The organism is Paenibacillus sp. FSL R5-0378, assembly GCF_038009285.1.
Lineage (GTDB): Bacteria > Bacillota > Bacilli > Paenibacillales > Paenibacillaceae > Paenibacillus_AQ > Paenibacillus_AQ favisporus.
This window is the reverse complement of sequence record NZ_JBBPAY010000001.1, coordinates 251,005-274,729: the sequence shown is the minus strand read 5'-3', so window position 1 is coordinate 274,729 and position 23,725 is coordinate 251,005. Positions and strand designations below refer to the sequence as shown.

The 23,725-nt window shown below is 55.1% G+C and carries 23 protein-coding genes; 15 read left to right on the top strand and 8 right to left on the bottom strand.

Annotation, left to right across the window (positions count from 1 at the left end):
- Positions 1-344 precede the first annotated feature (344 nt).
- On the top strand, positions 345-2,219 hold the full coding sequence (locus tag MKY74_RS01225) for an FUSC family protein (protein WP_084203982.1): 1,875 nt from the start codon (positions 345-347) through the stop codon (positions 2,217-2,219).
- A gap of 96 nt (positions 2,220-2,315) precedes the next feature.
- Here MKY74_RS01225 and MKY74_RS01220 read toward each other — a convergent pair whose 3' ends face one another.
- The 5 genes from MKY74_RS01220 to MKY74_RS01200 all read right to left on the bottom strand — a co-directional run bounded on the left by MKY74_RS01220 (position 2,316) and on the right by MKY74_RS01200 (position 6,350).
- Positions 2,316-3,494, bottom strand: coding sequence for an NAD(P)/FAD-dependent oxidoreductase (locus MKY74_RS01220; RefSeq protein ID WP_076172787.1), 1,179 nt, complete (start codon positions 3,492-3,494; stop codon positions 2,316-2,318).
- Positions 3,495-3,533: 39 nt separating this feature from the next.
- A complete protein-coding gene (locus MKY74_RS01215) occupies positions 3,534-3,965 on the bottom strand; it encodes a DUF1641 domain-containing protein (RefSeq protein WP_076172788.1) in 432 nt (143 codons plus the stop codon).
- Between the two features lie 450 nt (positions 3,966-4,415).
- The gene (locus tag MKY74_RS01210) at positions 4,416-4,934 is read right to left on the bottom strand and encodes a CcdC family protein (protein WP_076172789.1); all 519 of its coding nucleotides are present in this window, start codon (positions 4,932-4,934) and stop codon (positions 4,416-4,418) included.
- A gap of 124 nt (positions 4,935-5,058) precedes the next feature.
- The gene (locus MKY74_RS01205; protein WP_076172790.1) at positions 5,059-5,625 is read right to left on the bottom strand and encodes a TetR/AcrR family transcriptional regulator; all 567 of its coding nucleotides are present in this window, start codon (positions 5,623-5,625) and stop codon (positions 5,059-5,061) included.
- Positions 5,625-6,350 (bottom strand): MBL fold metallo-hydrolase, encoded by a 726-nt coding sequence (locus tag MKY74_RS01200; RefSeq protein WP_076172791.1) that lies wholly within the window; start codon positions 6,348-6,350, stop codon positions 5,625-5,627. Before MKY74_RS01200 ends, MKY74_RS01205 begins: the two co-directional genes overlap by 1 nt.
- A gap of 598 nt (positions 6,351-6,948) precedes the next feature.
- On the opposite strand from MKY74_RS01200, the gene MKY74_RS01195 reads away from it, so the two are divergent.
- A complete protein-coding gene (locus tag MKY74_RS01195) occupies positions 6,949-7,545 on the top strand; it encodes an RNA polymerase sigma factor (RefSeq protein WP_076172792.1) in 597 nt (198 codons plus the stop codon).
- On the top strand, positions 7,502-9,133 hold the full coding sequence (locus MKY74_RS01190) for a DUF4179 domain-containing protein (protein ID WP_144025459.1): 1,632 nt from the start codon (positions 7,502-7,504) through the stop codon (positions 9,131-9,133). The genes MKY74_RS01195 and MKY74_RS01190 overlap by 44 nt, the downstream gene beginning before the upstream one ends.
- Before the next feature lie 101 nt (positions 9,134-9,234).
- On the opposite strand, the gene MKY74_RS01185 is transcribed toward MKY74_RS01190, so the two are convergent.
- The gene (locus tag MKY74_RS01185) at positions 9,235-10,203 is read right to left on the bottom strand and encodes a putative RNA methyltransferase (protein ID WP_167372890.1); all 969 of its coding nucleotides are present in this window, start codon (positions 10,201-10,203) and stop codon (positions 9,235-9,237) included.
- A 444-nt stretch (positions 10,204-10,647) separates the two neighbouring features.
- On the opposite strand from MKY74_RS01185, the gene MKY74_RS01180 reads away from it, so the two are divergent.
- The 3 genes from MKY74_RS01180 (at position 10,648) to MKY74_RS01170 (ending at position 12,443) form a co-directional block, all read left to right on the top strand.
- Complete coding sequence (locus tag MKY74_RS01180; protein ID WP_076172795.1) at positions 10,648-11,085, top strand: RrF2 family transcriptional regulator; 438 nt, start codon at positions 10,648-10,650, stop codon at positions 11,083-11,085.
- Positions 11,086-11,250: 165 nt separating this feature from the next.
- Positions 11,251-12,048 carry an N-acyl homoserine lactonase family protein gene (locus MKY74_RS01175; RefSeq protein WP_076172964.1) on the top strand — a complete coding sequence of 266 codons (798 nt, stop codon included), beginning with the start codon at positions 11,251-11,253 and terminating at the stop codon, positions 12,046-12,048.
- Positions 12,049-12,164: 116 nt separating this feature from the next.
- Positions 12,165-12,443 (top strand): DUF2277 domain-containing protein, encoded by a 279-nt coding sequence (locus MKY74_RS01170; RefSeq protein WP_076172796.1) that lies wholly within the window; start codon positions 12,165-12,167, stop codon positions 12,441-12,443.
- 272 nt (positions 12,444-12,715) lie between these two features.
- On the opposite strand, the gene MKY74_RS01165 is transcribed toward MKY74_RS01170, so the two are convergent.
- The gene (locus MKY74_RS01165; protein WP_076172797.1) at positions 12,716-13,750 is read right to left on the bottom strand and encodes an anthranilate phosphoribosyltransferase; all 1,035 of its coding nucleotides are present in this window, start codon (positions 13,748-13,750) and stop codon (positions 12,716-12,718) included.
- On the bottom strand, positions 13,747-14,370 hold the full coding sequence (locus MKY74_RS01160) for an ANTAR domain-containing response regulator (RefSeq protein WP_076172798.1): 624 nt from the start codon (positions 14,368-14,370) through the stop codon (positions 13,747-13,749). Before MKY74_RS01160 ends, MKY74_RS01165 begins: the two co-directional genes overlap by 4 nt.
- 344 nt (positions 14,371-14,714) lie before the next feature.
- On the opposite strand from MKY74_RS01160, the gene nirB reads away from it, so the two are divergent.
- The 9 genes from nirB (at position 14,715) to cysT (ending at position 23,710) form a co-directional block, all read left to right on the top strand.
- Positions 14,715-17,150, top strand: coding sequence for a nitrite reductase large subunit NirB (gene nirB, locus MKY74_RS01155; RefSeq protein ID WP_076172799.1), 2,436 nt, complete (start codon positions 14,715-14,717; stop codon positions 17,148-17,150).
- Positions 17,151-17,162: 12 nt separating this feature from the next.
- The gene (nirD, locus tag MKY74_RS01150; protein WP_076172800.1) at positions 17,163-17,480 is read left to right on the top strand and encodes a nitrite reductase small subunit NirD; all 318 of its coding nucleotides are present in this window, start codon (positions 17,163-17,165) and stop codon (positions 17,478-17,480) included.
- 23 nt (positions 17,481-17,503) lie between these two features.
- Positions 17,504-18,373 (top strand): formate/nitrite transporter family protein, encoded by an 870-nt coding sequence (locus MKY74_RS01145; RefSeq protein ID WP_076172801.1) that lies wholly within the window; start codon positions 17,504-17,506, stop codon positions 18,371-18,373.
- On the top strand, positions 18,370-19,137 hold the full coding sequence (cobA, locus tag MKY74_RS01140) for a uroporphyrinogen-III C-methyltransferase (RefSeq protein ID WP_076172802.1): 768 nt from the start codon (positions 18,370-18,372) through the stop codon (positions 19,135-19,137). The genes MKY74_RS01145 and cobA overlap by 4 nt, the downstream gene beginning before the upstream one ends.
- A gap of 298 nt (positions 19,138-19,435) precedes the next feature.
- Positions 19,436-19,846: a DUF4395 domain-containing protein gene (locus MKY74_RS01135; protein ID WP_076172803.1), complete on the top strand. Its 411-nt coding sequence runs from the start codon at positions 19,436-19,438 to the stop codon at positions 19,844-19,846.
- A 216-nt stretch (positions 19,847-20,062) separates the two neighbouring features.
- On the top strand, positions 20,063-21,121 hold the full coding sequence (locus MKY74_RS01130; RefSeq protein WP_076172804.1) for a lactonase family protein: 1,059 nt from the start codon (positions 20,063-20,065) through the stop codon (positions 21,119-21,121).
- Positions 21,122-21,249: 128 nt separating this feature from the next.
- On the top strand, positions 21,250-21,438 hold the full coding sequence (locus MKY74_RS01125) for a hypothetical protein (RefSeq protein ID WP_076172805.1): 189 nt from the start codon (positions 21,250-21,252) through the stop codon (positions 21,436-21,438).
- A gap of 278 nt (positions 21,439-21,716) precedes the next feature.
- Positions 21,717-22,835 (top strand): sulfate ABC transporter substrate-binding protein, encoded by a 1,119-nt coding sequence (locus MKY74_RS01120; RefSeq protein ID WP_076172806.1) that lies wholly within the window; start codon positions 21,717-21,719, stop codon positions 22,833-22,835.
- 41 nt (positions 22,836-22,876) lie between these two features.
- Positions 22,877-23,710 carry a sulfate ABC transporter permease subunit CysT gene (gene cysT / locus MKY74_RS01115; RefSeq protein ID WP_076172807.1) on the top strand — a complete coding sequence of 278 codons (834 nt, stop codon included), beginning with the start codon at positions 22,877-22,879 and terminating at the stop codon, positions 23,708-23,710.
- The last annotated feature ends 15 nt before the right edge of the window (positions 23,711-23,725 follow it).

Genomic DNA, 23,725 nt, shown 5'->3' with positions numbered 1-23,725 from the left:
GCGGCACTTTGAATCGTGGAATCATATTATTTTATGGAAAATCAGGCTTGGGCTATTCGCTCCTCACGCGGAGTGGAAGGTTTCGGTCGCAGGGCGTCTTTTGTTCACGTACCCTATATCCATATCATTGCAAGAGGACATCAAAAATGGGCGGAGGAGCAAGCGGGCGTCAGCATATTGCGGATTACGGATGGCAATAAATATAGTACATGGTAAACCGGGAGCGGCCTTACAGGTGTAGGGCTGCTCTTTTGGCATGATCAGGTGGGGAAGGAGGGATCCAAGTTGGGGTAACGAAAAAGCAGCACCGGTTTTTATCGCAAACCATCAAACAAGCCTTTGAGATGAAGAAGGTTGCGCTCCCGTGGAACCGGGCTTTATGCGCCGGTTTGTGCGTTGGCCTGCCATCCCTGATCGGGTTTTGGCTTGGCCAATTTTCGTACGGGATGCTGGCAGGAACAGGCGGTTTCGCCTATCTGTACGTGGCGAGCGAGCCGTATGGGTTTAGGGCCAAAAAAATTCTGTTTGCCGCCCTGGGACTGACATTCTCTGTGGCAGCGGGCACCTTGCTGGCTCCTTACCCGCTTCTTGCCGCCTTTGTTCTGGGCTGCATCGGGGCAGCGGCGTCCTACCTGTTCGGCGTGCTGAAGTTTAAAGGTCCCGGAGCGTTATTCTTCGTGCTCAGCTTCACACTGGCCACGGGGATGCCGCCCGATCCTTCCCAGGCGTTCCTCCGCGGCGGCTTGGTGTTTCTAGGCGGAATGCTGGCCTGGTGCTTTGCCATGGCCGGCTGGCTGCTTCGGCCGCACGGTCCCGAAATCGGCGCCGTCCGCCAGCTGTATCTCGACCTAGGCTCCCTATTGAATGATGCGGGCACCCGGGAATACAGCCGGGCCCGGCATCAGACGCTGCTGTCCATGTACAGCGCGGAAACCACGCTCGCGACAGGCGGGTTCGATCGGCGAAGCGACGTAACACCGCGCCGGTTGTCGCAGATGTACTCGCTTGCGCACCACATTTATCTGATTACGGACAAAATTTCGTTAGCGGCGGGGGAGAAGCTTCCGCCCGAGCTCAGCGCCGCGGTCAGAAGGGTAGGGGAAGCGTGCGGGCAGCCGGATGTATGGGTTCGAACGCCGCTGCCGGACGACCTGGATCCCCGCATCCGGGATCTGAGGGACCTTGTTGGGCAGCTGGATGCTATTTTTAGCGATGCGGAACCCGAGGGGGAGCAGGACCGCCGCAAGCTGACCCGCACTCCGGTGCGAAGCATCCTGGAGGGCAATTTGGATAAGGACTCGATCGTATTTCTGCAGGCGATCCGGTTTGGCGTCATTTTGATGGTGGCTGCCGCTGCCGCATATGCGTTTCAGCTGAATCGGTCCTACTGGGTGCCGCTCTCCTGTGCCTCGGTGATGCTCGGCGCCACCGTCATCGCCACCTTTCACCGGGCGATTCAGCGTTCCCTCGGAACGATACTTGGCATCCTCATAGCGAGCGCGATATTGTGGACTCACCCGGAGGGCTTCGTCGTATCCATTGCGATCATGCTGTTCACCTTTTTTACGGAGCTGCTGATCGTGCGCAACTACGCCCTGGCTATGCTATTCATCACGCCCAACGCGCTGCTGATGGCGGAGACCAATACCCGGATACATAACTTCGGCTATTTTGCCGGCGCCAGGCTGACCGACGTGCTCGTCGGCAGCGTCATCGGCCTGATCGGCGTGCTGCTGGTCGGCAGCCGCTCAGCTTCCAGCCGGATTCCGTACCTTCTCGGCCGGACGATCCGCAGCCAGGCGCAGTTTCTGGCGCTGTTGTTCATTCGGCAGCCTGCGAGTGCCTCAGCGAAGCTGAGCCTCATCCTCCAGCAGCGCTCCATGCGGCGGCACCTGTCCAATCTGAGGACAGTGTACCAGACCGCACTCGGCGAGATTCCGCGCAGCGAGGAGGAGCTGGAGAAGCTGCTGCCCGTCATCTGGTCGCTGGATCAGTTCGGGTACGTGCTGAACTCCTACGCGCTGAGCGCCCTCCGGCCCGTCCTGCCCGACCCGGAGCTGGGAGCGGTGCTGCTCCATCTCGAGAAAATGGCCCAGTCCGCAGAGCAGCGGCGGGAGACGGAAGAGGGGCCAGAGGGAACCGACGGGCTGGAGCTGCCGCTGGTGCCGGATATCGGGCAGGAGCTCGCCGATCTCCGGCATGCGCTGAACGGTAGGTGAGCGGGCACCAATCCCAACAAAAAACAGCCCCCTTCCATGGCAAATGCCTTGGAAAGAGGGCTGTTTGGTTTAATGCGTCAAACGATGGTTTACAGATTAGTAAGCCAACGTGTAGAGAGCTTTGATGTGGGACAGGTAACGGATGTTACTTGCTTCCTTCATCAGGGATGCAGGCAGGCCTTTGAGGGACGTGTTGCTTTCGCCGATGGTAGCAACGGCATCTTTACGGCCAAGGCTTGCAAGCGTACCGGAGTTCACCGGAGCAAAAGTTTCGAACGCATGGTTTTCGAGCAGGGCATACAGGTTGTAGCCGATCAGCTCGCCCATTTGCCAAGCGATTTGCGCGGTTGGCGGTTGTGGACGTCCGCTTGGATCAAATACAACGGCGCTGTCCCCAGCCACAAACACGTCCGGATGGGAAGTGGATTGCAGGAATTCGTTGACAGTAGCGCGTCCGCGGTTCACTTCGAGGCCGGATTCGCCTACGAGCGGGTTGCCTTGCACGCCGCCTGTCCATACGAAGGTGTTGGTTACGATCTTTTGACCGTCTTTCAGGTCAACCACGTTGCCTTCCACGTTTGTTACAGGCAATCCTGTCAGGAAGGTTACGCCGCGTTTTTCCAGACTGCTTTGCGCGCGCTCGATGAGGTGATCAGGCAGTACAGGCAGGATTTTAGGGCCGGCTTCAACCAGAAGCAGCTTCACTTCGGCTGGATTTACGCCGTATTTTTTAGCCAGACCCGGCATAATATCAGCGATTTCGCCGACAAGCTCAACGCCGGTCAAGCCGCCGCCGCCGATGAGGATCGTTGCGTCAGCTTCGTTTTTAGTTTTGGAGTATTCACGGATGCGGTCTTCGATGTGCTTATGAATGTTCAGCGCGTCTTCAGCAGACTTCAGCACGAAGCTGTACTGTTCGAGCCCTGGAATGCCGAAGTAAGCCGTTTTACTTCCGAGTGCGACAACCAAAGCGTCGTAAGACAGGCTGGAACCGTCGGAAAGTTTGATTTCTTTGCTGTCTACGGAGAAAGAGTTGACCGTTGCGATCTTCAGGTCGACTTCTTTGCCCTTGAACAGTTTTTCGAGCGGCATAGCGATCGCTTTCTCAGCAATGCTGCCTGCAGCCAGACGGTGCAGCTCGGTAATGATTTGGTGTGTAGGGTATTGGTTCACGACCGTAACCCGTGCTTGATCTTTGTTCATATATTTGCGTACGGTCAGAGCGGCAAGCAAGCCGCCGTAACCGGCACCCAAAATGACAATATGTTTTGACATGGTTTTTCCTCCGTCCTTACTGGTTAGATGTATAAAAGATTATTGTTGTTTTGCTTTTTCCGCAGAGATTTGAAGGTAAGCGTTCAGGAACCGGAAGATTTTTTGAGCTTGCGGATCCTTCAGCATTTTAAGCAGACCAAAAAGACCGATCACTTCGTTGCTGTCTTCAGCGCGGTCTTTCGCTTCGATGACAGTAGCGGCGATGTTCTTCACCGAATGCTTCACAGGCTCCACAATTTCGGTGATCGCGCCTACGGTGTCGCTCTTCAGCACTTTGTCGGTAGCGACGGTTTGAGCGAAGTCATAAGACTTTGTCAATAGATTCACAAGCTCAGTCAGCTTTGGAAGCTGGTCGACCAGAATCGTAAGGGATTCCTGCACCTCAGGTTTGAGCAGCTGGTCCAGCACGTCGTTTTGTTCCTTGCCGACAGACACGTTTTGTGTCTCTTGTTCAGAAATTGCTTCTGACATGTCCATTTCTCCTTTGCGTAAGCAGTTGTGCTTAAGTATTTTTATAATGAAAAGGAGCTCATAGACTCCCTTCGAAGGAGTATCTACAAGCCACAAGACCTTTTCCGTCCGAAAAGGCCTAGTCACTATCGTCCTCCTAATGTTAACATAAATGATCGTAAAAAGGACCACTTTACGAAAGAAATGTGAAAAAATATACATGGTATCGCCGCCATCGATTGGAAAAGAGCTTGCAGGCCGGGCGTCCAGCGCAGCGGACCCGCTTATTTCATTCGTTTTAAGCATTTTCCAAACGGCTTGGCGCTATGCATAGGCGGGTTTATTTTTTGAGGAAAGTCTTATGGTATCAAAAAAGCCAATCTCCTTATCTTAAGGAAATTGGCTTATCGTTTGCCCCGGACAGGAAACCCTGCGTGGAAGACGTTATTTGGCTTAGTATCGATCATGGGATCATTCCGCCGGATTTAAGGGATCGGATACCGAATCTACGGCAGCGGGCGCATACTTCCGGTACTGTCTCAGCATGAAAATCCGCCAGCGGAGGATCATGCCAAAGGCCAGAATGAAGAACAGGGCGCCGGTCTGCGGAATCGATACATATTCCTCAATCACCTGGTGCAGCAGCATGCGGACGGCCAGCAGGGCGAAGAGGATAATGATAAAGCTCTTGGAGCGCTGTGCGAAGACCTGTCCTCCGCTTACTTCAAATTTGGTGCTGCGTATCAGCGGATAGGAAAACAGGAACCAGCCGACTAAAAAGGCGATGAGCGCCCACCACAGCGGAATTCTCACAGCCGGGGCGACGAACATCAAAAAACCGGTCGCCATGCCCATCGGCGGAATTAGTATTTTCTTTATCGTAACGGGTCTGTGGCTCGCCTTGAGACGGATGAATATGGTCATCAGGGCCAAAACCAACGTCCCCACGGTCGTTCCAATTTGCAAATACAAGGGACTGATATGAGGCACGTCAAGGACTCCCCTCTTGTCAATATAATTTATCACATCTAATAGTATATCACACAAATAGAGAAGTAAACTTGAACGTCATATGACATCTTTACCTGGCCTTGAGGGCAAGCCCGCCGGGTGGTTATGCGCCGGATTCCAGTCCTTTCAGAAAGGCTCTCATAACAAAATGCAGGCTCTCGTCAAAATCCAGCTTCATCTGGAAGCCGTTGTTCTGTTCCAGGGAGGCGAAGCCGTGCAGGAGGCTCCTCAGGCCGCGGATCGTATGAAATGTGTTCTGTTCCCCGAGACCGTAGGGTTCGAGAACCCGGATAAAGATGCTCAACAGCTGCTCACCCAGCTTTGCGGTTTCCGGGGAATCCGACGCTTCGATTTTGTAAAAGGCCTCATAGAGGCCAGGACGCTGGCGGGCAAACGCCAAGTAGCTTTTGCTCAAGCTCAGAATCGCTTCCTCGCCCGATTTGCCGATGACCGCGTCGCGCATCAAATCGACCAGATGCTGCATGCAGTAAGCGGCAAGCGCGCTGCGCAGGTCCGGCAGTCCGTTCACGTGGTTATACAGGGAAGGGGAGCGGACACCGAGCTTCTGGGCCAGTGCGGACAGCGTCAGGTTATCCAATCCCGCCTCATCGGCCAGTTCGGCCGCAGCAACCAGCAGGGTTTCGCGGTCAAGCCCCATGCGGCGCACCATTATACCGCCCCCTTCTTCAGGGCCTCCTCGGCCCGGGAAATGGCGACAGCCATCTTATCGGTCGGCTGCGGAATCATTTTGCCGTGGCCGACCGCCAGCCAGGTCGGATTCAGACCAGCCAGGCGTTTGGCGCTGGCGATAGAGGTCGCCTTGCTCCAGGTGGCCATCGCCGGGAAAGGGAACAGCGGCTGCATATGGCCCGATACGGCCAGAGCCGCGCGGGTCTGGAAGGCGTCGCCCGCGATAAGGACGCCGCTGCGCGTGTCGTAGAACGCCATATGTCCCGGCGTGTGCCCGGGGGAGGCGACGGCCAGCAGCGACCCGATGCGGTCTCCGTCTTCCAGCAGCACGTCAGGCTTCGTGGTGACCTTGCCCGGGGCGGGGATGTCTCCGCGGACCTGCTCCTGCGGCTCGCCGGGCTCGAGCTCCTTGCTGCCTGCAAGGAGGCGGCTGTCGCGGCGGGAAATATAAGTCGTCACTTGAGGAAGAGCCGCCTTCAGCAGGTCGAATGCCCCGATATGGTCGCCATGCGCATGCGTCAGAACGATCCTTACGATCGGTTTGCCTAAGCGGGCGGCGGCTTGCTGGATGCCTTTTATGCTAAAAGGCATACCGGTATCAATTAGGGTCAACCCGTCTTCTTCTTCAACGAGATACACATTAACGGGAAACAAGCGGGGCATAAAAGCAACCTGGGTTACTTGCTGAACGGTCGTCATTTTCATGGATAACTCCTCCTCAAACTAATCATATTAGTATAATAACTAATGACATTAGTTTTGGCAATACCCAATTTAAAATTAATTAGCGGATATGTGGAAAAGGCTTGGTAAACATGTGGTGAACAACATGTACTGAGAAACGTGTGGGATTAAGGACACGAGGTTATGAGGGTATGAGGGTGTGGGATACGAGGACATGAAGGTAATATGAGACGCGAGGTACAAAAGATATACGATACACAGTACACATGAGATAAAATGAAATTAAAGGATAAAAAAGCGTTTTCAATCAGGAAGATATATACTATAATACCTATTGTAAACCCTTTCATATGTCTAATCTGATTTGGAGCTCCTTCGCTGAAGGGCTCATTTTTTTGTTTATGGGGATTTTGGCTCCGAAAATCTCTCTCGAGTCCGCCGCTGTGATGTTCAATGTGGCGGACTTTTTTGCGCCTGATCGGGTAGTCGGGGAGAGTCGGGACAATCCGCTTTGGCATCTATTCGACCGATTAACAGATGTTTCTTCCAGAAAGTGAGAGCATTCGTCCTCATATGCCGTTTATAGATTCAGATGGCTATTAAAGCAGGGAGGATCGTCATGATAGACCCGAAACGGGAAAGCATGCTGATCGAGCAGGTGTTGGCGGGGCGTAAGGAGGTCTTTGCCGAGCTGGTCGATGCGCATAAAAACAAAATATACGGTCTGCTCCGCAGTATGGGGGCGGGTCATCAGGATGCCCAGGATTATACGCAGGAGGCTTTTGTCAAAGCGTACCGCAAGCTGGCCAGTTACCGCCTGGAATCGAGCTTTGCGTCCTGGCTGTATACGATCGCGGTGAATGTGCTGCGGGATGCGGGACGGCGGAAGTCGTTTCCGCAGGCCCCGGAGGAAGAAGCGTACCAGGCGGTACGGGATGAGAACACGCCAGAGAGGGCTCTCCTTCGCAAGGAAACTCGGCAGGAGGCTTTGCAGTTAGTTCGGGAACTGCCTGAACAATACCGGCTGGTGTTTTTGCTGCGGTACACCAACGAGCTGAGCTACGACGAAATCGGCAGCGTCACGGGCCTGACGGTGGATCAGGTTCGCAACCGGCTGCACCGGGCCAGAAAGCAGCTGCAAAAAAAGCTGAAGGGAAAGGAGGGGATCAGCCGTGAAATGCTTGAATCGTGCTCAGATGGAAGAATTCATTCTTGAAGAAACGTATGCTGGGGCTGGCTTAAATATCCATGTGCAGAACTGCTCTCGCTGTCAGGCATTGATGGCAGAAGTCCGACAGGAGCAGGAAGCCTGGAGCCAAGCGCTGTACCCTGAGCGGCTGACGGATGATTTCACCCGGCAGGTGATGGCTTCCCTGGCTGATGTCCCGATTGAGCCTGCAGCTGAGGAGAACGAGCCGGGCACGATTTTGTTGAGAAAAAAGAGACGTTCTCCGTTCATTCGCCGGGCCGCTCTGGCCGCAGTCTGCATACTGATCGTCGCCGCCGCACTCACGGTTTACGCTCAGCCTTCGATAGCGGATTGGGTGAGGTCGATTTTTGCGAGGGATAATACGGATATTGGGCTGTTGGACTCTCAAACACTCGGACTTGTCCAAAATCCGCATATCAAAGTAAAGGACAAAGGATATACATTAGAAATTAATGAAGTTGTTGTGGATGCGGCGCGGATTATGATGGGAGTCAAAATTACCGACCCGAACGGGAAGCCAGTGGTAAACAAGATAGACTGGAGCCAAGTTACAGTTAAGGATACCGAGGGCAAAGAAGTGGCAAAGCTTTATTCTTTAGGGGGATCCGCCGTAATTGAAAATGTTTCGTCACTTTTCCCGGATGGAGTTAAAACCGATACGCTCACTGTGGAAGGGAAGATCACCCAAATTGGGCGGAAGCTCTTTTCCCACAAGGTCGTTAAAGGGAATTGGAACTTCAAATTTTCCTTGGATATGAAAAAAGCGAATGAACTGACCAAAGTAACGCAATTGGATCAGCAGTATACTACACCAGATGGATTACGCGTTAAGATGGAACGGCTGGTACGAACGCCAAGTGCTGTACGGCTGGAGCTATCTACTTCATTAGATGGGAAGCTGGCTAAGCTGGTCCCGGAATCAGGTTTGGAGAATATGCTTCTCATGTACCATTTTGAGGATGAGAATGGAAATGACTTTTCAAGCGTCAATAACTATAGAAGTCCGCATGTGGAAACGTTGATTGCCCAACAACCACAGTTGGATGGAGATACGCTTCACTGGTACTACACGTTTAAGTATCTTCCCTATGACCGCGAGAAGGTAAGGTTTGTTTTGGACGGGTACTCCATTCCTGTGATAAGCGACGATTCGGTGCAATTTCATCCACTTGAATTGTCTTCGAAGCCAGCCAAATTTAAGGGCCAAGGGGATTCTTTAACCATCAGCAGCATGAAGATTGGCCAAGATCCGAATTCGCTCGAGAAAGAAATGGTTGGTTTGCTTCAGGTGGAAGGAAAATTCAGAAATATGTTTTCCCATGACGAATGGGTGATGAGAGACGAAAAATCAGGTAGGGAATTTCCAGCAAGCTTTAGGGGCTCTTATGGAGGCTTGACCGAGTTTCAGGACGTCAACGGCGACCCCGGCTTTATCGTCGGAGGCTTAACAACCCTTCCCGAAAAAGCGACCCTCATCCGCAAGGTCACCGACAAGTGGTACACCAACGTCAACTGGTCCTTCGACCTGCCGAAAGGCGAGCCCATCAAGGGACTGGAAAACGTGAATCCGGAGGATTATTGGGAAGCTCCATGACGATCTCCCAGCCCACCCCCATAACCGAAACTTTGTATGAAAAAAGCCCCTACCGGCCGCTGCTGGCCGATAGGGGCTTTGATGTCGATAAGACCGATCACTTATTCGTTCAAACGGCCACATAAAATTTCATAATCAAAGGTGACCGGCAGGGGGCCTTGCCCGGCAGCCTGCTGAATCGCTTCTTCCGGCGCGCCCCAGGAGAGCGGGGTCATGCGCAGAAGATGCTCCAAGGCTTCCCCGGCGACGAGCATGCTGTATTCCACATGCTGAACATCCACGCTGGCAAAATTCCTGCCGAACAACTCGGCGGTACGTCCAGTGGCAGGAACGGGCCGTCGGGTAGTGCTGTCGCCAGCAGGAGATGGGCGGTCGATAGTGCGTCCGTCGGCAAGTCCCTTGGCAGGAGATGGCTGGTTTGCAGCCTCACCTTGGAACAAGGCTCGGATTTCCTGCAGATATCGGCTCCCTGGGATGACTTTGATCACCAGGCCATCATGCCGGAGTAGGCGCTGGAACTCCTGGTAGTTTGCCGGAGACAAGATGTTCAGAATGACGTCGAACTGCCGGTCGGCAAACGGGCTGCCGGCCAGGTCGGCCGCACACCAGATCGCCGGTACGCCCGATTTGGCGGCCAGGCGAATCCCTTCTTTGGCGATATCCACGCCCACGCCCAGGATGTCTGGAGCATCCGGCTTCTGCAGGGCAGATAGAATCGCCGCCAAATGGGAGCCCTCGCCGCATCCCGCATCCAAAATGCGCAGCTCCCTCGATTGAGAAGGCGCCGTATCCTCAATTTTGTTGCGAATCGCATCGATCAGCGGGTCAAACAAGCCGTGGCGGCTGGTTTCCCGCCGTGAAGTAAACAGGTCTTTGTTGTATTTGGACCGCACGGCGTGCGGAATCAAGTTGATGTAACCGTCCTTGGACAAGTCAAAACAATGCCGACTGCCGCAGATCATGCTGCGAGATCCGTCCATTTTCAATGGGCGGGAGCAGATTGGGCAGCGAAACAGGTGCTCATGCCGGGATATCAGTCCGGCGAGCACGGTTAATTTAGCGTTGTGCACCAAAAACACCCCATTCATTCGTTTTCCGTTTGAATGAAAAAGGCACAGACAAATAAACCCTCGTCAGTATTTTTTAAAAACGGGGCTGTTGTTATCTGTACCTTACATTAACGGTAACGAATAAACTGAATGATCATGGTTTACACAACCTCTTTCACGCAGGATTTAGGGAGCCTGGAGCCTTAGAGCTAAAGGACAGGATCCCGCTCTAGTATAACAAACTTTTCAGAGCCGGGAAAACGATCGCTGGATCTATCAGGAGAGGAGGTTTAATCCAAGGGGAATTAAGTCAAACTAAGCATACTGGTCCCGAGGAAAAGCAGCCCCGGGAGTCTCGTTAACGTCCTTTATTTATTTTTCAGCGGAAAACGTTCCAAACCCTGGCAATCCGGTTGACACAAGCAACTGTAAACCATATAATTACAGTAATAAGGGGGAGCGAAAATGAATAGTGAGTTCAACATTGCCGTCCATTGTTTAACCCTTCTTAGCTTGAAAGAAGAACGAATGGCTAACAGTGAAGAGATTGCCAAGAGTGTCTGCACGCATCCGGCACGGATTCGGAAAGTGCTTGGACTGCTGCGCAAACAGGGGTATGTAACGACCAAGGAAGGTGTCGGCGGGGGCTATTTGCTGAATCCGGGCACCGAGAAGGTCACATTGGGTGATTTGTACCGTCTGCTTGCAAGAGGATCCTTGAAGCCGAGCTGGTGTTCAGGCGGAGAGGAGCTGCCTTGCGAAGTGGCTTCCAATATCGAGGGAATTATGGATCAGATATACAGCGGCGGAGAAGCCGCGCTGGAGCGGTATCTGGATGGCATTACGCTGACGGATGTCATTAAGCAGATCGAGGAAGCGGGCAGCGCGGCAAACCCCACGTGATGAACAGAATGGAACGACATGAAGTCCGGCGTAAGCCGGGCTTTTTTGTGCTGTTACGGAGTACAGCACGAACCTTCGGGTTCGTATATCACTAAAAAGTGCCGTCTTCACGAAATGAAGGGAACGCTGCATAATGCTGTTAACCGATCTAGGAGGCGAATGATGATGAACGATTTTGTTAAGGTAGAGGTGCTGCATACAGGCCGATTGAAATATGACCGCTCGCTCGCATTTAAGGAATTGGACAGCATACCTCCGGTGAATCAGCGGGGCGAATCCTTCCAGTCCGAAGTTCCGCTGTCCAGCTATTTGATTGAGCATCCCAGTGGACGGCGCGTTGTCGTCGATGCCGGATGGCATGAGGATATACGAACCCGGCCGGAACAGCACCTGGGCAGCGATTTATGGCAGTTCATCGAATACGATTTGCCTGCCGGCAGCTCTGTCAGGGAACAGCTGCAGGCGCGCGGGCTTACCCCAAAAGATATTGACCTTGTTGTCATCAGCCATCTGGATGTCGATCATATCAGCGGCCTTGAGCTGCTGAAGGGGGCGGGTCGTTTTCTTGTCAGCCAGCCGGAATGGGAGTTTGCGGCCGTGAGCCAGGAGGCATGGCACCAGGAAGTGCTCGTAACGCCATTTGCTCTCGAGCCGATCCCCTACGGCCCGTATCAAGCGGGTCTGGATGTATTCGGCGACGGCTTGCTGTATCTGGTTCATACCCCGGGACATACGCCAGGGCATTTGTCTATTTTGGCCAAAGTAGAGAAAGGGTGGCTGCTCCTGGCTTCCGATGCCGGGTATGCGGAAAGATCCTGGCAGGAGATGATTCTGCCGGGGATTACGTCGGATCCGGATCAGGCGATGAAATCGCTGCAGTGGGTGCGGGAATTCGCCGGGAGAGAGGACTGCGTTGCGGCGCTGGCCCATCATGAGGCGAAGCCGATTCCTATGCGGTTTTAAATGTCCGGGAAACAGACTTGATGCAGGAGAGCGTAGCCCTTTTCTTGGAAAACGGCAGCGGGTGCGTTATATTGGACATAAAACGCATTCGAAAAACATTCCAAAGGAGAAGGGCTATGTGCAGAAATATCAAAACGCTGTTTAATTTTGATCCGCCGGCTACCGATGAAGAGATTCAGGCTGCATCCCTGCAGTATGTGCGCAAGCTGTCAGGCTTCCAGAGCCCGTCGAAGGCGAATGAGGAAGCTTTTAATCTGGCGATAGCGGAGGTCGCCGCGGCATCCAGGAAGCTGCTGGACTCCCTGGTTACAAACTCCAGTCCCCGTGATCGCGAGATCGAGGCTCAGAAGGCGAAAGAGCGGTCAGCCAAGCGGTTCGGAACGGCAGAGGCGTAAGCGGCGGGGTTAGGCAGTACGAGGCTTAGACGGCGGTAGTCAACTAATGGGCGCATGCTTGGACCAGGCTGGAATGAAGAAGCCATAGGTTACGCCAAAGCTCATGGTCTGAGCAACCGGCCTTGGCATAAGCAAAGTGAGCCCGCCATGTAGACCGACGCCGCACCGAAGTTTAGACAAACCAAAGACAAACTGTAGACAAACCGAAGAACGCCCCGGAATTCCGGGACGTTCTTTATTCTTCCTCTACCGTCAGCAGGAAGACAGGGGATTCAGACTGTTAACGGCTGGTTTTTGAGCACCGCCTGCCACTTTTCGTACAGCTCCCGCGGCTTGCCGGATTCCAGCAGTGCCTTGCCCGTATACAGGCCTTCCTCGACAGACTGCACCCGATCCGCCAGATGCAGGCGCACTGCCGCGTTCAGCAGCACCTGATACATAAAAGCCATATTGCCCTTGCCCTGCAGCACCTGGCCGGTGACCGCCGCCTGCTCGGCCGGCGTCCAGTCGACCTCCGGCAGCGGCGTATCCAGGCCAAAGCTCTCCGGATCGATGATCTGAAGCGAAGCCTCCCCGTGTTCGATCCGGTAGGTCCGGGTCGGGCGGTGGATATACAGCTCATCCGAGCCTTCGCTTCCCTGGATAATCATGGCCCGCTCATAGCCAAGGTTCATGATGAGCCGGCCGAGCCGGTCAAAGACCGTGTTATGGTACACCCCGAATGTTAAGAAAGGGGAGTGCCCGTAATCCGCAAACTTCTCGGCCGTGTTAAGCACGGTCCGCATGCCGAGCTCCTCGCGAATGGGGCGAAGCTTCGCCAGCGGCGGACACCAAGTCTCGGCATGGGCGTACAGTACGCCCGTCTGGCGCGCTGCTTCCAGGCACAGCTCCCTGGACAGCGACGGATCGGAAATACCCATTGCGGCAAAAACATCGGCCAGCGTCATCCCCCACTTCGGCGGAAGGGACGCCGACCCGTGCAGGGTGACAGGCAGCCCGGCGGCAGCCAGCACAAACGAGGTGGCAATCGTGGACATAAAGGACGATTTTCGCCCATCATACGGGCCGGCGCAGTCGATGCCCTGCGGAAGGTCCGAACGGGCGGCGTGTTTGCGCAGGACCGACACGAAGGCTTCCAGCTCTTCTACGCTTTCCATTTTGATGCGTTCGGCGATAAAAAACGCCCCGATCTGGGCGGGCGAGGCCGTTAAACCGAGGATCGCTTCAGCCGCCTGGAGGGCTTCCTCATAGGTCAGGTCACGGGCGCCCCGCTTGCCCCGGCCGACTTCTTTTAATAAATGGATCATGATTTCTTGGCACCTCCCGAACCGGATTCCTGAAGCAGCTGATACAGCTTGACGATGGAGGTCGCGACGTCCACCATCCGTTTTCGTTCATTCATCGCCTGCTTGCGCAGGACGTCATAGGCTTCGGATTCCGATATATTTTTGAGTTCGCACAGAATCCCCTTGGCCATATCGATCCACTTTCGTTCCTCAATGCGGGCGAGAAGCTGCTTGCGCTCGTTCTTCCACTGCTGCCGCTCATAAAAGTGGGCGGAGCTGAAATGCAGCGACCAATGCAGCTCGTGCGCTTTCATGGTCGGAAATAAAAGCCCGTCAATAATAACATCATCCTCACATGCCTCGAGGGACATGGAAGCGGCCGTATCGCTGCACCACCAAAGAACTGGCGTTTGTTTGTGTTTCTCGAGCTTGCCGCACCAAGCCTTGATCTCGGAGACCGGAAGGTGAAGCACCGCACCGTCCGCATCTCCGATTCCGGCGATCGCCTGCTCCTCATTGCGCGCTAGATGGACTTGGTACCCGTAGGAACGAAGGATGTACTCCGGCAGAAGCGTCCTGCTATCTGAATCACTTCGCTCTGAAGGAGGGGTCTGGCGGTGGATAACCAGCAATGAACGCATGCATAGACGCTCCCTTCTTAATTCAGTCCAGTCAGAGTTTAAGATGAGTGCAACAGATTTGTATGTTAATTTATATAACATAAAACAAGGTGACATGTCGATAACCAAATCGAAATGGTTTTCTCATGTTAAATATGTTGACAAACATTCGCGAGGTAGTGTATATTTCCATCAAGAACTTGATAACAGCCGGATACAACGGTGTATCCTTTATAGCGGCAATGAAGCCTGCTTTCGACTCCTGAACCAGAGTGTGTCCACTCTGTCCGGGGCCTGAAGGCGGGCTTTTCTGGTTTTTGGTACAAGATTCAGAAGATTGGACTATTGAGGGGAGCGGAAGAGACATGGCGACGAAAAAGCTGGTCATGGTCGGTAACGGGATGGCGGGGGTAAGGGCGCTGGAGCATCTGCTGAAGCTGGCGCCGGATGCGTACGAAATCACGATTTTCGGGGCGGAGCCTTATCCCAACTACAATCGGATCATGCTGTCATCGGTCCTTGCGGGCGGTGCGGATATTCAGGAAATTGTGATCAACGACTGGGACTGGTACAAAGAGAACCGGATTCAACTATATGCCGGGCACATGGTGACCCGAATCGATACGAAAAACCGCGTCGTTTACTCCGATCAAGGTGCAGAGGCGAAATATGACGTGCTGATTATGGCGACGGGCTCCAATCCGTTCATGCTCCCGCTTCCGGGCGCAGATAAGGAAGGGGTCATCGCCTTCCGGGATATCAAGGACTGCGAAATGATGATGGAGACGTCCAAGAAGCACAAAAAAGCTGTGGTCATCGGCGGCGGACTGCTGGGACTCGAAGCGGCGAGAGGGCTGCTGCACCTCGGCATGGACGTCTCGGTCGTCCATATCCATCCTTATTTAATGGAGCGTCAGCTGGACGAAACCGCATCGCGGATGCTGCAGCGGGAGTTGGAAGCCCAAGGGATGACGTTTCTGCTGAGCAAACATTCCGAGTCCATTATGGGGCGCAAGCGGGTCAAGGAGCTTCGCTTCACCGACGGCACCCGGGTCGACGCCGATTTGATCGTCATGGCGGTCGGCATCCGGCCGAATGTGGCCTTGGCGAAGTCCGCCGGAATTGAGGTCAACCGGGGCATCGTCGTCAACGATTATATGGAAACGAACATTCCCGGCATCTATGCCGTCGGCGAGTGCGCGGAGCACCGGGGCATCGCCTACGGACTGGTCGCCCCCCTGTATGAACAAGGGGCGGTGCTCGCCAAACGGCTTGCGGGCGTCGATACCGCTGGTTATGCCGGCTCCGTGACTTCCACCAAATTGAAGGTGTCGGGCGTAGATGTATTCTCCGCGGGGCATTTTGCCGAGCCGGAGGGCACCAGGGCGTTGCGCTACCAAGATGAAGTGGAGGGTGTGTATAAAAAGATCGTCATCCACGACGACCGGCTCGTCGGCGCCGTTTTGTTCGGGGACACGGGCGACGGCTCCAAGCTGTTCTCGCTGATGAAGAGCCGGGAATCGGTCAAGGGCCGGGAAAAGGAGCTGCTGCTCGGCTTCGCTGTCGGCGCGGGAGCTTCCGTATCGCCGGAAGAACGGCTGGCCAGTCTGCCGGATGACGAGATCATCTGCGGCTGCAACGGCGTCACCAAAGAGACGATCAAGGACGCGATCCTGAACAAAAACTGCACGACCGTGTCGTCGGTCAAGGCTTGCACCAAAGCGTCCGGATCCTGCGGCGGCTGCAAGCCGCTCGTAGAGGGACTGGTTCAGCTCTATGCGGGTGATGCGGCAGGAGAGCCGGTCAAAGAAGGCATATGCGGCTGCACGACGCTGAACCGGGACGAAATCGTCGCGGAAATCTCCCGGATGGGACTGAAGTCCATCAAAGAAGTGATGAATGTGCTGGGCTGGAACAATCCCGAAGGCTGCTCCAAGTGCCGTCCGTCGCTGAACTACTATTTGGGCATGCTGTTCCCCGAGTCTTATAAGGATGAAAAAGAATCCCGGTTCACCAATGAAAGATACCACGGGAACATTCAGAAGGACGGAACCTATTCCGTAGTGCCGCGGATTTACGGCGGCGTCACTTCTCCGTCCGAGCTGAAGAAAATCGCCGAGGTTGCCGAGAAATTCGACGTGCCGATGGTCAAGATCACCGGCGGGCAGCGGATCGATCTGCTTGGCGTCAAAAAGGAGGATCTCCCGAAAATGTGGGAGGAGCTCGACATGCCTTCCGGTTATGCTTACGGCAAAGCGCTCCGCACGGTCAAAACCTGCGTCGGTTCCACCTTTTGCCGGTTCGGTACCCAGGACTCCATCGGCATGGGCATCCGGCTTGAAAAAGAGCTGGAACGTCTGAGTACACCGGCCAAGGTGAAGCTGGCCGTATCGGGATGTCCGCGGAACTGCGCGGAAGCGACGATTAAGGATTTCGGCGTGGTCGCCATCGATGGCGGCTGGGAGCTTCATGTCGGCGGCAACGGCGGCGTGCATGTGCGGGCAACCGAACTGCTCTGCGTCGTGAAAACCGAGGATGAAGTAGTGGAGTGGGCGAGTGCCTTTATTCAATATTACCGCGAGCATGCGCAGTGGAACGAACGGACTTCGGTCTGGATTGAGCGGGTCGGGCTGGACAGCGTGAAGAAGGCTCTGGAGAAGAAGGAAGACCGCGAGGCTCTCCATGCGCGGCTGAAGCTGGCGCTCAGCACGCAGAAGGATCCGTGGAAGGAGATTTTGTCCGACAAGGAACTCCGCAAAAACTTTGAACCTCTGCCGAATGCAGAGCCTGTGAAGAACTAAGGGGGAAACGGGATGGTTAAACATCTGATCGGAAATATAGCGGAAATCGATCCGAAAGGATCGCGAACGGTAGTGCTGGAGGGAACGGAGATTGCCTTGTTCCGCTTAAGCGACGGGGATATTTTGGCGGTGGAGAACAAGTGCCCGCACAAAGGAGGAAAGCTCTCCGAGGGCATGGTGTGCGGCAAGGATGTGCATTGTCCGCTGCACGACTGGAAAATCGACCTGCGCAGCGGTTGCGTGCAGGAGCCGGATACCGGCAAGGTCAGCACCTATGAGGTTGAGGTGGATCCGGTAAGCGGGGCAATTTATTGCCTGACGGAATCTTAAGCGAGAGGGAGGAGGAGCAGCCGATGGATTACGTAAAACCAGGCGAGGTTCTAAATGACATGATTGAGGGAGGTGCGAACAAAGCAAAGCTGAGTCCGGGGCAAATGCTGGTGCGCAGCATGCTCGCGGGGGCGATTCTGGCCTGTGCCACGACGCTGGCCTTTACCGCTTCATCCCAAACGAATATTCCGATGGCCGGTGCGCTTATTTTTCCCGTAGGCTTTGTGATTATCGTGCTGCTCGGGCTGGAGCTGGTGACGGGGAGCTTTGCGCTCATTCCGCTGGCGGTGCTGCAGAAAAAGGCCTCGGTCCGCTCTATGCTCGGCAATTATGGCTGGGTCATCCTCGGCCATGTGATCGGCTGCCTGGTCTATGCGGTGCTGTACGGCCTGACCATTACCAAAATGGGGCACGACATGAGCAGCCCGCTTGTCCAGACGATCATCAAGACGAGCGAAGCAAAGACGCTGGCCTATAAGGAGCTCGGCGGCGAAGGCCTGCTGCTGGTCGTGATCAAGGCGATGCTGTGCAACTGGATGGTGACGCTGGGCGTGGTCATGGCGTTCACGTCCAAGTCCACCGCTGGCAAAATCGCTGCGATGTGGCTGCCGATCCTCATCTTCTTCGGCCAAGGATTCGAGCACGCCGTCGTCAATATGTTCGTCATTCCGGCCGGGATGATGCTGGGCGCCAACGTCAGCTTTGCCGATTGGTGGCTGTGGAACCAGATCCCTGTGCTGATCGGCAACTTCATTGGCGGCGCTTTGTTTACGGGCGTAGCGTATTACGTGTCCATCCGCGGGTTTGGCAGAAGTAAATCCGGAGCGATCGGATCGGCCGGAGCCCGAGGCTCCATGGAGGCGGCGGCTGTGTCTGCCGAACGCGGCCGATGAAGCCGGGCATGGTGTCTATCGTCGGCGCCGGTCCCGGTGATCCGGAGCTCATTACGTTAAAGGCGCTCCGGCGGATCCAGGAGGCGGATGTCATCTTGTATGACCGCCTGGTGAACAAGGAACTGCTTGGGTACGCGAAGAAAGGCGCGGCGCTCGTCTACGTCGGCAAGGCGCCGGGACAGCATGCGGTGCCGCAGGCGGAAATCCATGAGCAGCTCGCCGCGTTCGCCATGAAGGGCAAACAGGTCGTGCGGCTGAAAGGCGGCGATCCGCTGATCTTTGGCCGAGGCGGCGAAGAGGCGCAGGAGATGGCGCTGCGCGGCATCCCGTTCGAGTTCGTGCCGGGCGTTACCTCGGCGATCGGCGCCGCCTCGTCGGCGGGTATCCCGCTGACCCACCGCGGGCGGAGCGCCTCGGTCGCCTTCGTCAGCGGCTCGAGCAGTGCCGGCCGAGAGCAGGGTCCCCGCTGGGACCTGCTCGCCCAGGGCGTCGACACCCTGGTCGTGTACATGGGTGTCGCCGGCATGGCCGATATCTGCCGCGAGCTGATCGCTCACGGCCGGCCGCATTCGGCCCCGGCTGCGATCGTCGAGCAGGGGACGAGCGAACAGGAGCGGGTCATTACCGGCACGGTGGGCAGCATCCACAAGCTGGCTTCCCTCATGCACGTCAAAAACCCGGCCTTGCTCATTTTCGGCGAGGTGGTGCATGTGCGGGAGCAGCTGCTCCGCCTGGCCGAGGAGGCTGAGGAGCGGATCGGGTAACTTTAGGAAAGCATTGAGAAGGGACAACCGAAAGGGGGCCGGTCTAAACCAGCGGCTGACTGATTATCCCGGCGAATAATCCTGCAGGATTTTAAAATCGAGATCAAGTAAGCTTCACGATGAGTAGGGCTCTGCCGCGGCGCAGGGCCTTTTTCATCGGATTCGGTAAACGTTTTAGATCATAAAAGATTCATTGCGTGAACCACATCTCGTTTTTATTCCTATTGTACTCATCGGATTAATATTCTATAGTAAGGTCAAAGACCCCTATCTCTTCTTTAAAGGACGGTGAACCCCGATGAAGGAAATTCCGGAACCCTATGTCAAAGCGAATCAGACCGGCATCGTGCTGTTTGTGATCCTGACCGCTGTGTTCAACCAGCCGTACATTTTGCTGGCGCTATGGATCATTCAGGTGCTTGGATTGCTGACAGGAAAAAATGCGTTCGTGCTCCTGGCCAAACCGTTTCTGCGTGTCCAAGGCAAACCGACTCAGGCACTGGAATTGCAGCGGTTCAACAATGTGCTGGCCGTGCTTTTCCTGACGCTGTCGCTGCTCTTTTTTGCGCTGCAGCTGCCGGTGTTCGGGTATATTTTTGCGGCGATGCTGTTTCTGGCGGCATTTGTGGCGCTGTGCGGTTACTGCATCGGCTGTACGGTGTATTTTCAATACAAGCAGTTTAAGGCGAGAAGACGGATTCATTCATAAACGGGTTTAATATACAGGAAAGTGGCCGCCCATCGGTCCGTTCATTTCCATTCCATCAGGCGCTCGCAGGAGCGCTTTTTTGCTGCGTCACGCCCGTTAATCAGCCCAAGGCAGTCGCCGAGAATAAAATAGGGTAATATATAGAATGAATTACAGAAATGAATCTATAATTTATTCAGATGAGGATCCTATTTTTGAATGGACAAGGAGTGGTGAATGGTGAACCCGGAAAATAAAAGCTTCTTCTATACAGGTACATACGCCCCTGAGGCGGAAAAGGGGATTTTCCTCTGTTCCCTCGACACGGAAACCGGAGAAATGGCCGTCGTGAACGGCCTGCCCGGCATTGCCAATCCCTCGTATCTGACGCTGAACGCGGCGGGGGACCGGCTGTATGCGGTGAGCGAAACGGGAAGCGGCGAAATCTTCGCCTATTCGATCGACAACGAAACCGGCGAGCTGCATCTGCTGGACCGGATGCCGACGGAAGGGGCGGACCCCTGCTATGTCTCCTTGACCCGGGACGGGCAGTTTGCGATGGTGTCCAATTATTCCAGCGGGCATATCAATGTGTTCCGGATCGGCGAAACCGGCGGGCTGGCGGAGATGAGCTCCATCGTCAAGCACAGCGGGCGCAGCATCCGGGACGACCGGCAGGAGGGGCCGCATCCGCACTCGATTTTTCAGGATCCGGAAGGTAGGTTTGTGCTGGTCTGCGACCTGGGGCTGGATGAAATCGTGCTCTACCGCCTGGAAGACGGCAAGCTGGTGACCCATGGGGAAGTAAAAACGACGCCTGGAGCGGGACCGCGGCACTTTGATTTTCATCCGTCCGGCAAGTGGGCGTACGGCATTAACGAGCTCGACAATACGGTAACGGTGTTTGCCTATAACGGTCAGGCCGGGGAATTGAAAGTGCTGCAGAACGTATCTACGCTGCCTGAGGATTTTACCGGGGAGAGCTTCTGCGCCGACATCCATATTTCCCCTTGCGGGCGTTTCCTGTACGGGTCCAACCGGGGAGATGACAGCATCGTCCTGTTCCATATTAACGAGTCGACCGGTGAGCTGACTCCGGTGGATTGGGTGTCGACGGGCGGCGAGTTTCCGCGCAATTTCGCGATCATTTCGGGATACCTAATAGCAGCAAACCAGAATACCGGCAATATGCTGTCGTACAAGATCGATTCGGATTCCGGGCGATTGACCCCGACCGGCTTTGCGCTGGAGCTGTCGAAGCCGGTATGCATCCAGCAGTGGGTGAAGGGAGAATAGCAGGCTAATTTCTTAACAACCAAAACCAGGGTTCCATTTTATGGTTCCCCTGGTTTTTTTGTTGTGATACATTGGGGTTAGGCTCCATTGCACATTTCCGATATGACGGAGCGATGAGAGGGGATAGGATGAGGAAGTTCCGATGGCTCGATTACGCGATTGTGTTTGTCCTCGTTTTTGGTCTGGGGATCATCAATATCGTCCCGCCGGCCCATTATGCTGCCGTTGTGGCCAGTCTCGCGGTATCCGCAATGCTGGTCAGTCTGGTGGTCGGCACCGTCACGAACCTGGCGTTCAGGTCCAGAAAGAGAAATTGATTTTTGTGAAAAAAAGGTTTGACAGGTACGTTTCGGCTCACTACAATATACCCATATAACATACTAATCAGGTAGGAATAATTACAAATTGCAGTTCTCACCGTACGGACGGAGGAACCTCTGGAACAGGAGCAGACAGGTCAATTCATGACCGTTTTGTCTGCAGGCTGTGCCGGATTTTCCTCTGTCCTTTTTTGCTTGGCGAACACCGGCCAAACCGAGAATTTCACGATGAATCATGGTCAGGCCGTACATTTTATCACTGGGGAGTGGGTCATATGGTACACGTATGGAGAAGAAAACAAATCGTAAGGCGGGGAGTGAGCGCAGGTCTGGCCCTGCTGCTGGCTGCATCGCTGGCGGCCTGCGGAAATGGAAGCGGCAGCGGAAGTACGGACAAAGAGGCGGGGGGCACCGCCGAAGGGAAAAGCACGGAGGCGCAGGCGGACAGCTCGGCCAAACCGGTTGAACTGCTGAACGTCTCCTACGACCCGACACGGGAGCTGTACGAGAACTACAACAAGGCGTTTGCGGCCTATTGGGAAAAAGAAAAGGGCCAGAAGGTCACAATTAAGCAGTCGCATGGGGGCTCGGGGGCGCAAAGCCGTTCCGTTATCGACGGACTCGAAGCGGATGTAGTCACGTTGGCACTCGGCTATGACATCGATGCGATTCAGAAGAAAGGCTTGATCAACGAAGGCTGGGAAAGCAAATTCGAGCACAACAGCACGCCGTACAGCTCGACGATCGTGTTTCTGGTGAAAAAGGGCAACCCGAAGAACATCAAGGATTGGGGCGATCTGATCAAAGGCGACGTGGAGGTCATCACGCCGAATCCGAAGACATCGGGCGGCGCCCGCTGGAATTACCTGGCGGCGTGGGGCTACGCCTTGAAGCAAAACAATAACGACGAGGCCAAAGCGCAGGAGTTCGTCAAGGAACTGTTCAAGCACGTACCCGTGCTCGACACCGGCGCCCGCGGAGCGACGACAACCTTCGTAGAGCGCGGCATCGGCGACGTGCTGCTTGCCTGGGAAAACGAGGCCATGCTGTCGGTCAAGGAGCTGGGTCCGGACAAATTCGACATCGTCTATCCATCGGTCAGCATCCTTGCCGAACCGCCGGTCGCCGTCGTTGACAAAGTCGTGGATAAGCGCGGAACCCGCGAGGTAGCCGAAGCTTACCTGAAGTACCTGTACTCGGAGGAAGGCCAAACGATCGCCGCGGAGAACTTCTACCGGCCGACACTGGATAGCGTCAAGGAGAAGTTCAAGGACAAATTCCACGACATCAATCTGTTTACGCTGCAGGATGTGTTCGGAACATGGGATGAGACGCAGCAGAAGCATTTTAGCGACGGAGGCATTTTCGATCAAATTTATACGCCTGGCAGCTGATCGGCGCACACAAGGCCGAAGGCAGGAAAGGATGAACGGTCATGAGTCAAGTGAATGCAGCCCGGCGGAGGGTGCTGCCGGGTTTTGGGCTGACGCTGGGATACAGCGTGCTGTATTTGAGCCTGGTGGTGTTGATCCCGCTGTCGGCGCTCCTCCTAAATTCCACAGGGCTGAGCTGGGACAAATTTTGGCATGTGGCTACCGACCCGCGGGTGCTGGCCTCTTACAAGATCAGCTTTTTGACCTCGGCGGCGGCCGCCTTGATCGACTCGATCCTGGGGCTGCTGATCGCTTGGGTGCTGGTGCGTTACGAGTTTCCCGGTAAAAGGCTGTTTGACGCGCTGATCGACCTGCCCTTTGCGCTTCCGACCGCGGTAGCGGGAGTAGCCCTTACGGCACTCTACTCGCAAAATGGCTGGATCGGCTCGCTGCTGGAGCCGCTGGGCATCAAGGTGGCCTTTACGCAGCTGGGCATTACGATCGCGCTAATGTTCATCGGCATTCCGTTCGTTGTGCGGACCGTGCAGCCTGTGCTGCAGGACGCGGAGCGGGATGCTGAAGAAGCAGCCGCCACGCTCGGGGCGAAGCGATTCCGGACGTTTCGGACCATCATTTTGCCGGAGCTGATTCCGCCGCTCCTGACGGGCTTTGCCCTGGCGTTTGCACGCGGCATCGGGGAATACGGCTCGGTCGTATTCATTTCCGGCAATATGCCGATGAAGACGGAGATCGCCCCGCTGCTCATCATGTCAAAGCTGGAGCAGTACGATTATGCCGGCGCCGCCGCCGTAGCGATCCTGCTGCTGCTGATCTCGTTTCTGCTGCTGCTCGTCATCAATTCGCTGCAGCGGTGGACACGGCGCTCGGTGCGTTAATGCCCCGTCAGGGTT

What these genes read in the sequence shown, in the direction of transcription:
- MKY74_RS01160 (WP_076172798.1), bottom strand. Translation starts at nt 14,370, where the DNA reads ATGCGTTCATTGCTGGTTATCCACCGCCAGACCCCTCCTTCAGAGCGA.
- cobA (WP_076172802.1), top strand. Translation starts at nt 18,370, where the DNA reads ATGAAGCCGGGCATGGTGTCTATCGTCGGCGCCGGTCCCGGTGATCCG.
- nirD (WP_076172800.1), top strand. Translation starts at nt 17,163, where the DNA reads ATGGTTAAACATCTGATCGGAAATATAGCGGAAATCGATCCGAAAGGA.
- MKY74_RS01220 (WP_076172787.1), bottom strand. Translation starts at nt 3,494, where the DNA reads ATGTCAAAACATATTGTCATTTTGGGTGCCGGTTACGGCGGCTTGCTT.
- MKY74_RS01135 (WP_076172803.1), top strand. Translation starts at nt 19,436, where the DNA reads ATGAAGGAAATTCCGGAACCCTATGTCAAAGCGAATCAGACCGGCATC.
- MKY74_RS01125 (WP_076172805.1), top strand. Translation starts at nt 21,250, where the DNA reads ATGAGGAAGTTCCGATGGCTCGATTACGCGATTGTGTTTGTCCTCGTT.
- MKY74_RS01180 (WP_076172795.1), top strand. Translation starts at nt 10,648, where the DNA reads ATGAATAGTGAGTTCAACATTGCCGTCCATTGTTTAACCCTTCTTAGC.
- MKY74_RS01205 (WP_076172790.1), bottom strand. Translation starts at nt 5,625, where the DNA reads ATGGTGCGCCGCATGGGGCTTGACCGCGAAACCCTGCTGGTTGCTGCG.
- MKY74_RS01130 (WP_076172804.1), top strand. Translation starts at nt 20,063, where the DNA reads ATGGTGAACCCGGAAAATAAAAGCTTCTTCTATACAGGTACATACGCC.
- MKY74_RS01165 (WP_076172797.1), bottom strand. Translation starts at nt 13,750, where the DNA reads ATGATCCATTTATTAAAAGAAGTCGGCCGGGGCAAGCGGGGCGCCCGT.
- MKY74_RS01195 (WP_076172792.1), top strand. Translation starts at nt 6,949, where the DNA reads ATGATAGACCCGAAACGGGAAAGCATGCTGATCGAGCAGGTGTTGGCG.
- MKY74_RS01170 (WP_076172796.1), top strand. Translation starts at nt 12,165, where the DNA reads ATGTGCAGAAATATCAAAACGCTGTTTAATTTTGATCCGCCGGCTACC.
- cysT (WP_076172807.1), top strand. Translation starts at nt 22,877, where the DNA reads ATGAGTCAAGTGAATGCAGCCCGGCGGAGGGTGCTGCCGGGTTTTGGG.
- MKY74_RS01225 (WP_084203982.1), top strand. Translation starts at nt 345, where the DNA reads ATGAAGAAGGTTGCGCTCCCGTGGAACCGGGCTTTATGCGCCGGTTTG.
- MKY74_RS01215 (WP_076172788.1), bottom strand. Translation starts at nt 3,965, where the DNA reads ATGTCAGAAGCAATTTCTGAACAAGAGACACAAAACGTGTCTGTCGGC.
- MKY74_RS01175 (WP_076172964.1), top strand. Translation starts at nt 11,251, where the DNA reads ATGAACGATTTTGTTAAGGTAGAGGTGCTGCATACAGGCCGATTGAAA.
- MKY74_RS01145 (WP_076172801.1), top strand. Translation starts at nt 17,504, where the DNA reads ATGGATTACGTAAAACCAGGCGAGGTTCTAAATGACATGATTGAGGGA.
- MKY74_RS01200 (WP_076172791.1), bottom strand. Translation starts at nt 6,350, where the DNA reads ATGAAAATGACGACCGTTCAGCAAGTAACCCAGGTTGCTTTTATGCCC.
- nirB (WP_076172799.1), top strand. Translation starts at nt 14,715, where the DNA reads ATGGCGACGAAAAAGCTGGTCATGGTCGGTAACGGGATGGCGGGGGTA.
- MKY74_RS01120 (WP_076172806.1), top strand. Translation starts at nt 21,717, where the DNA reads ATGGTACACGTATGGAGAAGAAAACAAATCGTAAGGCGGGGAGTGAGC.